This window comes from Ruegeria sp. YTSC003 (genome assembly GCF_059609785.1).
In genome coordinates this window covers 83306-95093 of sequence record NZ_JBXWMK010000014.1, presented here as the reverse complement: position 1 = coordinate 95093, position 11788 = coordinate 83306, and the positions used below count along the sequence as shown (strand labels likewise).

11 protein-coding genes are annotated in these 11788 nt (G+C 54.0%); 8 read left to right on the top strand and 3 right to left on the bottom strand.

Annotated features, from left to right (window positions below):
* Positions 1-253 precede the first annotated feature (253 nt).
* The 3 genes from AC2FFH_RS20670 to AC2FFH_RS20660 are packed head-to-tail and all read left to right on the top strand — an operon-like array spanning position 254 to position 1776.
* Positions 254-652, top strand: coding sequence for a cupin domain-containing protein (locus AC2FFH_RS20670; protein ID WP_372574884.1), 399 nt, complete (start codon positions 254-256; stop codon positions 650-652).
* A complete protein-coding gene (locus AC2FFH_RS20665) occupies positions 649-1251 on the top strand; it encodes a glutathione S-transferase N-terminal domain-containing protein (protein ID WP_372574883.1) in 603 nt (200 codons plus the stop codon). The genes AC2FFH_RS20670 and AC2FFH_RS20665 overlap by 4 nt, the downstream gene beginning before the upstream one ends.
* A gap of 48 nt (positions 1252-1299) precedes the next feature.
* Positions 1300-1776: a DUF6653 family protein gene (locus AC2FFH_RS20660; RefSeq protein ID WP_372574882.1), complete on the top strand. Its 477-nt coding sequence runs from the start codon at positions 1300-1302 to the stop codon at positions 1774-1776.
* A 63-nt stretch (positions 1777-1839) separates the two neighbouring features.
* On the opposite strand, the gene AC2FFH_RS20655 is transcribed toward AC2FFH_RS20660, so the two are convergent.
* Together AC2FFH_RS20655 and AC2FFH_RS20650 are read right to left on the bottom strand one after the other, a co-directional pair.
* On the bottom strand, positions 1840-2784 hold the full coding sequence (locus AC2FFH_RS20655; protein ID WP_372574881.1) for a homocysteine S-methyltransferase family protein: 945 nt from the start codon (positions 2782-2784) through the stop codon (positions 1840-1842).
* Between the two features lies 1 nt (position 2785).
* Positions 2786-4180: an FAD-binding oxidoreductase gene (locus AC2FFH_RS20650; protein WP_496737744.1), complete on the bottom strand. Its 1395-nt coding sequence runs from the start codon at positions 4178-4180 to the stop codon at positions 2786-2788.
* A gap of 144 nt (positions 4181-4324) precedes the next feature.
* Between AC2FFH_RS20650 and AC2FFH_RS20645 the strand changes: the two genes are divergently transcribed.
* On the top strand, positions 4325-5353 hold the full coding sequence (locus AC2FFH_RS20645; RefSeq protein ID WP_372574879.1) for a GlxA family transcriptional regulator: 1029 nt from the start codon (positions 4325-4327) through the stop codon (positions 5351-5353).
* A gap of 802 nt (positions 5354-6155) precedes the next feature.
* Positions 6156-6809, top strand: coding sequence for a DUF2461 domain-containing protein (locus tag AC2FFH_RS20640; RefSeq protein WP_496737745.1), 654 nt, complete (start codon positions 6156-6158; stop codon positions 6807-6809).
* Between the two features lie 161 nt (positions 6810-6970).
* Here the strand turns inward: AC2FFH_RS20640 and rpsU are convergent, their stop codons facing one another.
* The gene (gene rpsU / locus AC2FFH_RS20635; RefSeq protein WP_496737746.1) at positions 6971-7171 is read right to left on the bottom strand and encodes a 30S ribosomal protein S21; all 201 of its coding nucleotides are present in this window, start codon (positions 7169-7171) and stop codon (positions 6971-6973) included.
* Positions 7172-8002: 831 nt separating this feature from the next.
* Here rpsU and AC2FFH_RS20630 point away from each other — a divergent pair.
* The 3 genes from AC2FFH_RS20630 to AC2FFH_RS20620 all read left to right on the top strand — a co-directional run bounded on the left by AC2FFH_RS20630 (position 8003) and on the right by AC2FFH_RS20620 (position 11710).
* On the top strand, positions 8003-8242 hold the full coding sequence (locus tag AC2FFH_RS20630; protein ID WP_496770117.1) for a hypothetical protein: 240 nt from the start codon (positions 8003-8005) through the stop codon (positions 8240-8242).
* Positions 8239-9708 (top strand): flavin-containing monooxygenase, encoded by a 1470-nt coding sequence (locus AC2FFH_RS20625; protein ID WP_496770115.1) that lies wholly within the window; start codon positions 8239-8241, stop codon positions 9706-9708. The genes AC2FFH_RS20630 and AC2FFH_RS20625 overlap by 4 nt, the downstream gene beginning before the upstream one ends.
* A gap of 349 nt (positions 9709-10057) precedes the next feature.
* Positions 10058-11710 (top strand): hypothetical protein, encoded by a 1653-nt coding sequence (locus AC2FFH_RS20620; protein ID WP_496845233.1) that lies wholly within the window; start codon positions 10058-10060, stop codon positions 11708-11710.
* The last annotated feature ends 78 nt before the right edge of the window (positions 11711-11788 follow it).

Genomic DNA, 11788 nt, shown 5'->3' with positions numbered 1-11788 from the left:
TAATCAAACCAACCAGATGAGCCACATCCTCTCTTAGATCAGAGCGCCATCTGTCCCAAAATCCCTGACGACGGACACAACACACCGCTTCCACGTCTTGCCCCGCTCAACAGATGTGAGACGCAACGATAGATGTCCGAGGCTTGCCGGACTGGTTGCCGGTTGTGCAAACCACCTCCCGTCTGGGCAAGCTATGCTACGAGGCCAAGACATGACTTCACCCGCAAGAACCGCCCCAACAAGGAGCCCAGCCATGAAGATCATTTGCATTGACCAGGATGAAACCGGAGGCTCACGATTTTTGGATCATGCCTGGGTTCTGGAAGAAGGCAGTTTCACGCCGCCCTCTCCATCGGGATACCGCATCTCGCCACCGTTGGACGCCGAGAGAATTCTGATGATGCATCATCCCGCAGGTTATGTGGATGCATGGCACACCGCGCCAGCCGTGGTTCTTGGGACGGTCCTGCGCGGGACCGTGCGCATAGAAACCAGCAATCTGGATACGCGGATTTTGCAGGTTGGGGATCAGTTTCTGGCGCGTGATCTTCAGGGGAAAGGTCATCGCATGTTTGAGGTGAATGAAGGACCTTATGATCTGGCTCTTGTTGTACTCACACAAGCACCCGTCGCGGTCGATTGTTTCCAATGAAGCTGTATTACTACCCAGACGCCTGTTCGCTTGTCGTCAATATTGCCCTGCGGGCGGCAAACATTCCGTTTGATTTGATCGAAGTTGACTACGCTTCTCGTCAATTGCGGGATGGTTCCGACTTTTCCAAAATCAACGCAAAGGCCTATGTCCCGGCATTGGTGCTGGATGATGGGAGTTGCCTGACAGAGGTGATTGCCATTCTGGACTGGATCGACTTCAAAGCACCAAAGGCCGCGCTGCTGGGCCTGCAAGGGACCACTTGGCGACAAGAGGCCATGACTTGGCTTGTTTTTGTTGCGACAGAAATCCACAAAAGCTTCAGCCCGCTATTTCGCCCGAACACCCCGCGAGAGTTCCTTGTGCCCGGTCAACATCACCTGAAAAACCGGTTGTCCGTCATTGAGACACAATTGACGGGGCGGCAATATTTGTGTGCAGACACTCCCAATGGTGCAGATTATTACATGTATGTTATGTCTCGCTGGATATGCGACTCTGGGCTTTGCACCCGTGATTGGCCTGCCATACGAGCCCACGCAAATCGGATCGAAACGCTAACCTACGTTCAGGATGCGCTTGCCTCTGATATCAGATGACGCGGAGTCTGTTCTCGCAAGGTTTTTGCTACACAAGAGAAATGAACCATGGATATCGCGGAACTATCGGCCCGCCTGATGGGTATGGATGACGCCACCTGGCAACGACATGCGAACCCGTGGAGTGGTTGGTCGCGCATGACAATCCTTCCGCTCTTTTGCCTGGCTATCTGGAGCCGAGTCTGGCTGGGCTGGGGCGCACTTTGGTTCGTTCTGGCCGTTGTCATTTGGACCTGGCTCAATCCACGCTTGTTTGGCCCGCCGCAGCATCACGACGCCTGGATGACCAAAGGTGTGCTGGGTGAGCGTATTTGGCTTAATCGCAAAACGGCGTCGATCCCCATCCATCATGCACAAGTCATAAGTCGTTTGACATATGCCGCCGCGCTCGGGGTCGTCATTCTCGCAGTCGGGCTTTGGCGGCTCGAATTGGGTTGGGTATTCGTAGGCTCGACGCTGGCTATAGGTGCAAAGCTCTGGTTTCTGGACCGCATGGTTTGGCTGCTGGCTGACACGAGTGACTGAGCCCTCAATGCTCATTTCTGCAGACAGAACTGAGGAAATCGGTGCATCAGCTGAACTTGACCGTCAATGTCTTACCAGCGCTTTCGCAATCTCTCGCAGGTGTCTGTGCCCTGTTCCACAGCAACCGCCGAAAATGTCCATATGCGGGTAGCGTTCCGTCAGGCTGAACAGTTGTGAGCCAAGTTCGACAGGATCGCCATCCTCAATGTGGTGCAATTTGCACAGGGCCAGCTTCTCCATCTTCGACGCATTCGGGCGCACGCCGCGCAGCCGTTTGATCCAGTTTCCGTTCTCAAGGGCCGGTTCGTATTCAAGCGGGTGGGAACAATTGACAATGTAGTACTCCGGCGCCGCCTCTCCGGCCTGCATGTCGATTTCAACTATGGCCTCGGCAAGCGTGGGGCCTGATTTCAGCCTGCACGTACTGTCGAGCGTCAAAGAAACCGACAATGGCAGACCGATCCGTTCCGCCGCGCGTAGGGCACCAACAGATTCCTCGATATTGTTGAATGTCAGTGCGCTGACGAAATCCACATCTGCCCGCTTCAATGTCTCCAGTTGAACGGCGTGATACTCTTCGGCGGATTCGGCGGTGATTTCCTGATTGAGGCTATAGGCATCGCCGCGTGGCCCGAGAATTCCGCCAATCAGAAGGTTTGGAATATCACCTTCATACCCTTTTGAAATTTCGCGGAGAAGCTCAATTGCGGCAATATTTGCATCTGCCAAGCTTGACGCTGAATAGCCCAGTTTTGCACCCCAGTCCGGGCTGGCGCGATAGTCAAAGCCGGTCAGCAGAAACGACAAGCCAAATTCGGCAGCAACATCAAGCTGCTGAGAAATCACATCTCGCATTGCGGAAACAGCCCGAGGATTGTCCATAAGCGGTAGCATTGAAAACTCAGGCAATTCAAACCCATGGCGATACATGATTTCTGTTTCTGTACCGCCTTCGGTCAGAAAGAACTCGCCGGAACCCATTGGTGGAAGTGGGGATTGAACGGTCATATTAGACCTCCGGCTGAATGTTCTGGTTAAAGCGAAACCGGTTTTCAGGGTCATATTTGATCTTGATCTTGACCAACCGCTGATAATTCGCGCCAAACGTAGCCCGCGTCAACGCGTCCCCGTCCTCTCCATGGCCAGGAAAGTTCAGATAGGCCCGGCCGTGATGACCGTACGGTTCAGCGCTTTCCCAGCCCTGACGTGACCAGCCAATATTGGCCGCATCGTCACCCGGATCTGACCACACGCCATCCAGGGAATACATCCAGCCCATGGATCGGTCACCAAAGGCCGTTGCCTCTGCCGCGACTGCTGCCGTGGCACCACCAAAGTTCCACAAAGACGAGATCGAGTTGTCCGAAGGGGCAGCGGAAGCGTTCTTCATCGCCAGATCAATCATTTCATCCGACAATTCCGACAGGTAGCGCGCCTTCCAGTAGCACCGATATTCTCCGGCTGGCATCAGCGTGTCAAAGAGCTGTTGCACATCACAATAATTCATTCGGCTCGAGAAGTCGGTCACCATATTGCCGAGTTCACTAAGGGGTTGCAGCAACGCCTCTCCCTCGGCGGCATCTCCGTTGTAGACACAAGCCAAAGTATAGACGCGTTTTCCCCAGCTTTCCTCTGGGAAGTCTTCACCGCCCGCCGTTGAAAACTCGCACAGTGATCCAACTAGATCACCGTGTTTCGCCAGAAAGTCGCGCCATGCCCGGATGGGTCCAGGCCCGTCCTCAACAGCATAGATCGGGGCAGCAAACATGACTTCGGGGCCGATGGGATGCAGGGCAAAGTCAAACCGGACAACCACTCCAAAGTTGCCGCCACCGCCCTTGAGTGCCCAGAGCAGTTCAGGGTTTTCTTTTGCATTCGTGTGAACCAACTTACCATCGGCGGTCACCACATCTGCCGCAACAAGATTGTCAATCGACAACCCATGCTTGGCCCTCAGCCAGCCGATCCCACCTGACAGGGTCAATCCGGCAACACCGGTATCCGAGATCAGGCCACCGGGTGTTGCCAAACCATGGGCCTGGCTTGCTTCGTCCACGTCCCGCCAAAGCGCTCCGCCTTCCACCGATGCGGTGCGATTGTCGGCATCCACAGTCACGTTGCGCATCAGTCTGAGGTCGATCATCAGACCCTCGTCGCAAACTGCATGGCCCGCAACATTGTGGCCCCCCGCGCGAATAGAGATTGGAAGATCGTTGTTGCGCGCGTGATTAACAGCGGCGACAACGTCATCTGCATTCCGGCAGCGTACGATCATTGCAGGCTTCCGGTCGATCATCGCGTTCCACACGGCGCGCGTCTCATCAAACTCTGCCATGCCGGGCATCAATGTCTCAGCTTTGAGTCCGACAGGTGATAAATTCTGGTCTGTATCCATACTGTTCATAATGCAATTCCCTTTGTGATCTTCTGGGATGCTATGCCACTGGCGGCACCCACATCAGTGGCAAGATGGCCAAAGATGCGGCATACTGGACAAACGAATATGGCAAACTTGCCAAAACCGTGCCATTTCAGACAGGAGGGTTATATGGACACCGCCAAAAAACCGCTCATCGTGCTGCTCGCCGCCCCGGAAACATCCGCATCGGTCCTCTATGGGCTCTACGATGTCCTGATGTCAGCAGGTGCAGTTTATCCGGATATGGTGACCGGTGCCCCGGGTGATGAACTTCTGGATGTCCGCATCGTATCCGCAGATGGCAAGCCTTTTCACTGTATCGGCAATATCCCGGTGGAGCCACAAAGCTCCATTGGCGAAATTGACGATGCCGACGCTGTTGTGATCTGCGACCTGTACACATCGATTTATGATGTGCCCAAAGGTCGATATCCACGCGAAGTCGACTGGCTCAAGCGGATGCACCAGCAGGGGGCGTTACTGACATCGGTGTGTTCCGGCTCCTTGTTGCTCGCGGAGTCCGGGTTGCTGAATGGCCATCAGGCGACTGCACATTGGGCCTATCGCGATATGTTTCAGCGCCATTTTCCCAAGATTACATTTCGCAATGAAACAGTACTTTGCCTGGCAGCTGAGGCTGACCGGATCGTAACCGCAGGTGGGGTCACCGCCTGGCATGACCTCACGGTCTATCTGATTGCACGATATTGTGGTTACCAAACCGCGATTGAAACCGCCAAGGTCTTCCTGTTCAGTGGGCACGCCGAAGGTCAGTCACCCTATTCGGTGATGACCCGCCCGATGGAATCAAACGATGGTCCGATCTCTGATTGCCAGGTTTGGATCGCGGATCATTACGCCTCTGCCAAGCCGGTTGAGAAGATGGTTGAGCGGTCGGGGTTGAATGCACGGACCTTTTCGCGAAGATTTCGCATGGCGACGGGCTTTGCCCCGATCGAGTATGTTCAGGCGCTTCGCGTCGAAGAAGCCAAACAAATGCTGGAGACTGATGAGCTTTCAAATGACGATGTCGGAGCGGCTGTTGGATATGAGGATCCGGCATCCTTTCGGCGCGTATTCAAACGCGGTACCGGTTTGTCGCCGGCGGCATACAGGAAGAAATTCCAGCGTATCTCTCAAATCGCCCGTCCGCATTGAGTATTGCTTAAACCCGAAGTGAACCAAAGATCTTTCACACAAGTGCTACGAACTCACAGATAGTTTGCCGCTATGTAAGTCTGCAGTTTCAGATTTGGCGGGGCCCGCATGAATGACCCGTTGTCCTGCTGCGTCGCAGCGCACCAGTTTGTGCTACTTCGACATTTCTTATGATGCGAGCGTACGCAACGAGAATTCGACAGTTCCGTTGTGGGCTCACTCCTGCCATTCTCTGCGGAACGCTTCAACTGGTGGTAAGAGCCCTGACCGGCCTTTGCCCAGATTTCACGCATTTTCTAAAGCGGCATGATAATCCGGCCCAAACCGGACTTCCGGCAACCACTCTAGATGCTGCGGTCGCAGCCCGCCATTGCTGCCGTTCATGCACGACGCAGCATTCCTAAATGATCTGTTTTGTAGCTGGGGCAAAACAAACCTTGATGAGTTTTAACATGGAGGTACGATTGAACTGCGCCGATCTCTGTTGCTTAACGTCATGTCCACGCCCGAACTGGGTGGTATCAATCCGGTCTCAAACCCTCTATGGCTGCCTGAAACCAAGTGAGGACACCCAATGCCTAAATCCAAAAAGCCCAAGGCAAAGCGCCCGGGTGCAAACCCTGTCAAGAAGCCTGCTTGGCATCAAGCGCTCAACGGCACTGCCGGACGACATGGGGAGAGGCCAACTAAGACTGGCAAAAAGGCACAGAATAAATCGGCATAGGCCGACTGCAATTTTACAGTGACTTGGTGAGATAGCCGCATTGGGCATCTTGGCAACTGCGAAACAGGAGTTGCGCCGGTGGTAGAGCCAGAAACATTTGCGTTCCTTGCGGATCTCGGAATGAACAACCGCAAAGCCTGGATGGACGAGCACCGCGAAGAACGCGACGACGCCTTGCGCAATTTCGCTGGTATCGCAATGACACTGCACGACTATGCTGATCGCTTTGATCCTTTCGTCGCTGAGGCGGGGATCAAACCAAAGCGAAGCTACACCAAGTTCTTTCAGGAGCCGCGAGACCGCATCGGGCGTGCACTATACCGCTCGGACGTGGATGTTTTTGCCAATGCTGGTAATCCCGCAGAGGACTTCGGATACTACCTCCACATCGAGCCAGGGAATTGCCACGCGGGTGCAGCATTATTCCAACCATCCAAGGCCGCGCTCGCTCGTTTGCGGATGCGTTTGGTCGATGATCCGAACGGCATGAGTGCCATCTTGGCTGGCCCTGAGTTCAAAAAGACTTTCCCAGACGGAATTGTCACGCGAAAGGCGTTGGGCACTGTGCCGGAAGGCTTTGCAAGTAGCGACCCCGCCGCACCCTATTTGAAAATGGCTGGCCTGGGATGCCGCAAAGATTTGCCGGACGCTCTGCTGCTTGAAGACGAGGTAATCGATCTGCTGGTCGTGATCTTTCGGGCCGCCAGCCCGCTGGTGCGCTACTTCGACTGAGCCACATCAGAAAATTTGTGCGAGCGGAGTTGTTTTCGTGTGATAACACTACATCCTTGAATACCGACAGCGATCTCGATCCAAATAGCCCGTTGATACGTAAAACCCCCGATGCCATCGGACAACGGGGGCTGTTTTTCAGCGTCGGGAAATGACCTATGTCACCCTTCGCGTTCCATCTTCTTACGTGCCAGCTTACGGGCGCGGCGGATCGCTTCAGCTTTCTGGCGTGCGTTTTTCTCGGACGGCTTCTCGAAATGTTGCTTGAGCTTCATTTCACGGAAAACGCCTTCCTTCTGGAGCTTTTTCTTAAGAACCCGAAGGGCCTGATCGACATTGTTGTCGCGAACACTAACCTGCATGTGGTTTACACCACCTTTCTAGTCTGAAGTTTGCAATGATTTGCAGGAATAGGCCAAATAGCAATCTTGTCCTGGATTGTACAGCATAACGGGTGCAGGTTGGGTTGAGGGTAATCGTCATGCTCATGGCATCTGTCATTCAGACTTGATGGTATCAAGTTTGCACACGGCCCATTTCCCTGTTTGGAACCATTGCGCAATTCAGCACGGTCACGGATGTCACGCTGGACGATTTGAAGATTGAGCTGTTTTTTCCGGCCGACGACCAAAGTGCCAAATTTCTGCGTGATCTTGCCCACGTGGCTGCCAATTAGATGGTGGTTTGACTAGAGCCCACCACGTCCCGGCGAACCCCGTTCATTCCTGACCTTGGAAGGGTTCCTGCCATTGCGGCTCAAAGCCGACATCCATCGGCTTGTCTCGATGCTGCAGTCGCAGCCCGCATAGCTGCCGTTCGTCGCGCGTGCAAAATCCTGTAGAACGGTAACTCACAGTCTGCGGACCTTTGAGACATTCGACACGATGAAGTTTTGGCGGCGTTTTTTGTCGCTGTGCGCAGAAAGCGGATTTTGCAAAGTTTGTCGACGTGCCCCTTCCCGACACTTATCTCGCTATCAGGTGCAGCGGTGCGGCTTCCTCCAATAGCCCATTGAAACAGGCTGTAGCGACAATCTTGGTATGAGCGGGCAAGCTTAGATTTTGAACGGATTCTCAGGGGCATGACGGCAGCGGCGACTCTGATGCCGTCTGTGATTTCCAAAGCGCTAATGGCCGCCTTGCTATCTAAAACTGTGATTTCGTGATATCCTGGTATCGCCTTGGGGGGATGTTATGGGCGATTTCTTTTGGATTGGAACAGCAATCGGCGCTGCCATTGGATTGCTCAATATGTTGTTCATTTTGCGTTCTCGCCTCGGTCAGACCGGGTTAAATCAAGCCAAGACAATTTGGCAAGGCCTGTGGGTATGGGCGCTTTGGACTGTGTTCGGAGCCTATGTTCTGGCGCTCTGGCTTCTGGGCGTTGTTCTCTTGGGCTTATCGCGAATTTTGCGACGGGGATCCGAGGCATGATAGTGGGGGAAGTCAAAACCGCCGCTATCATTGGTGCGGGGGTGTCTGGGCTTGCTACTGCAAAATGCCTGACGAAGGTCGGCGTCCACTGCAAGATTTTTGATCGCAACCCGTACCTAGGCGGTGTCTGGGCTGATGGCTACCACGATTTTGGCGTTCAGGTGCAAAAGGACCTGTACGAGTTCCCGGATTTTCCGCTTTCCGAAGAAGCGTCTCATTTCACTCCGGGGCCAGTCTTTCAGGAGTATCTGGAGGATTATTGCGATCATTTCGGAATACGAGAGTGCCTACGGTTAGGCACCCGCGTCACCATGATTGAGCGCAAAGGTGACCGGTGGTCACTTGAGGTTGATGGTTCCGGAAGTTCTGAAAGTATTGAGGCCGATCTCGTTGTCGTTGCAGCCGGGCTCTATTCAGAGACACCAAATGTCCCGAACATTCCCAAACGTGAAGATTTTGGAGGAGAAGTCCTTCACGCGAGCGAAATCAAAGACATATCGCAACTCAAAGACCATCGTGTCGCTGTAATCGGTTACGGAAAAAGTGCCACAGATATAGCGGGTTCGGCTGTGGGTGTCGCGGAAAAGGTTCACCTCGTTTTCCGAACCGCACACTGGCCTGTACCGCGCAAATTGCTGGGTGTTCTTCCCTTCAAATGGGGAATGCTTACACGCCTTGTTGCAGCCCTGATCCCTCCGTATGTCAGGCCCAGCCCAATCGTGCGCGCTATCCACTCAATAGGATATCCGTTGCCCTGGCTGTTCTGGCGTGTCGTAGAACTGCTGCTCAGTACCCAGCAACGATTGCGAATGCAAATCGCGCGTGGTGAGACCCTGATGCCTGAGACGCCTGTCGAATTCGACGCGTTTACGGAAGTGACCATGGTTCCACGTCCGGAGCTCATCAACTCTATCCGGTCAGGTAAGATTTCTGCGCATCGAACAGGTGTGAGTGCATTCTCTTCCAACGGGATCGACCTTGCGGACGGGGATTCTCTTGAGGTCGATTGCGTGGTCTTCGGCACGGGCTGGAAGACCGGCTACCCATATCTACCGAAGTCGATACTCAACTCTTTGGATGATGGGCCGGATGGGTTCTATTTATACCGCCATGTCCTGCACCCCTCGGTGTCAAACCTTGCATTCGTGGGTCGGGCGTCCTCCTTCATGAGTGTGACGACCTTCGCGCTTCAGGCCAAATGGCTTGCGGAAGTCGTTGCAGGTCGTGTGCTCCTACCGGATGCTGAGGTCATGCAAAGCGATATCGATGCGCTCAAGTCCTGGAAACAATCCTGGATGCCAGAAGGGCCAGCACGTTCCGCCACACTTCTGCTTCACATGTGCCACTATCACGATGAACTCCTACTCGACATGAGTGCGGACCCGTTTCGCAAACGCGGTTTCCTGGCGCCGATTTCTGAACTGATTGTTCCTTATCGTGCGGCCGACTTCCGAGACGTGGTCTGACCGTTTTGTACGCGAAGCCCCTGATATCCCTTAGACACTCCTTTACAATAGAACCGCGGGAGGATTTTTGTTTGGAACGACATCTGGCAGCCATACTTGCGGCTGATATTGTTGGTTAGCCGTTGTCTTTACGGATGCTTGCTCACACAGCATTTGCTCCCAGACGCAACGCGTTTACCGCTGCAAAGCAGAGGATTTCCCGTTTCGGGTTATTCATCCATCGACGTGAAAATGGACATAATCCGGGTGTGTCGCAAACCCTGTGCTCGGATTGGCGAGAGCGCGTTTGTCTGTGCCTCGGATGTTGACCAAGCATGACAACATCTATGCGACCGACTAAGTTGCCCTCATGAGACGCCGTCTTGCTGTAATCCTGATGGCCGATATGGTCGACTACACGTCTGCGATGGGATCTGACCAGGCGGGTGCTATCGAATTGATCCGTGAACTCAGACAAAAGTGGTTGGAACCTGAAGCCATAAAGCGTGGCGGCGAAGTTCTGAAGCGTCTGGGCGATGGTTGGATATTCGCGTTTCCCTCGGTAACGGATGCGGTCGAGACAGGTCAGTCGGTACAATCGGCGTTGGCCATTCACGAAAGTATCCAACTCAGGATCGCCGTTCATCTCGGCGAGATCGTCGAAGATGAAGCAGATATGTATGGCGCCGGCATAAACATTACCGCGCGCCTTCAGACCGAGGCACCGCCTGGCGGCATGATGATTTCGGAAGACCTACGCAGACAGTTGGATGAAAGACTTGCAATAGGCTTTAGTGACGCCGGTACATTTCAACTCAAAAATGTCGCGTTTCCGGTAACCGGATATCAATGGCGGCCATCCAATCAACAGACGAGACGCATCGATGCTGTGCCAGTCATTGCGGTCGAAGATGTGAAAGCGGCACCTGATATCCGCGAGACACGCGAAGCCGCAGCTGATTTACAAGATCAACTTGTCCACACCCTATCGCGACGTACCGGCGTCAGGGTTCTTGCTGCGGACGAAGCTGCCGAGTCTGATGCGACATATAGCCTTAGGTGTCGGCTCCGGTCCCGTGGAACGATTGCAAGGATCACCTGCAGCCTTGTTCGCCGCAGCGATGGGCAGGTTACATGGTCGCGGGTAATCGAAGGGGATGCGCAGGATCTGTTTGAGGTCTCGGACCGGGCCGCTGAACAGCTCTCGGACGCGTTGCGACTTCAGATCAATGCATTTGACGGCGAACGATTGGCCGATTTACCTGATGATCAGTTAAGCGCCAGCGAATTGAGGACTCGCGCGGCACTACTGATCTATCGCACCACGATTGCGGACTATCTTCGCGCGGTGAACCTTTTGGAGCGGGCACTACGCCTCGACCTGCAGAACGCATCCGGGCTAGCGATGTGGAGCGAAGCTCAGATGTGCATGCTGGATGCGCATTACAGGAATGCAGATACAGATCTGCTGAAACGTATTACGGAAAACTCTTACAAGGCCGTTCAGCTTTCACCGCGATCCGATTACCCTAGGTATGTTCGGGCGCTGATACGTGCACGCCTTAAAGGTGACGTTGAAGGGGCAAGGAAGGACATTGAACGGCTGACCCAGCTTAATCCTGGCTATGCGCTTGGAATAGAAGCTCGTGGGTACATCGAGCTCATCGCTGGCAATTGGGAAGCCGCTTGCAACTCATTGACAGAGGCAGCGGTCCGCTCCGAAGACGATCCCTATCTACCATACCGACTTTATCCGCTTGCAGTTTCGCGGATGATGGCAGGACAGGCTGATCTTGCGCTTTCAGCAATTACGGAAGCAACCGAACTGCGGCCAACTTGTCGGCACTTCTGGCTTGTCAAAGCCTGGATACTCAGGGAATCCGGAAACGACAGGGAAGCGGTTGAAGCTAATCAGTCGGCAGAAATCGCGTCGGGTAAGCCGGATGTGCTTGCACCGAACTTAAAGTTGCCCAAAGCTGTTCGAGAAGCGATTGGACTACCCGACAAGCCGATCGAAACTTAGCACTTCGAGATGCGCTTTCAGTACACCAAGAATCTGGATATACCCGCTTGGTGATCAGCCGATTGAGGCCGGGATTTA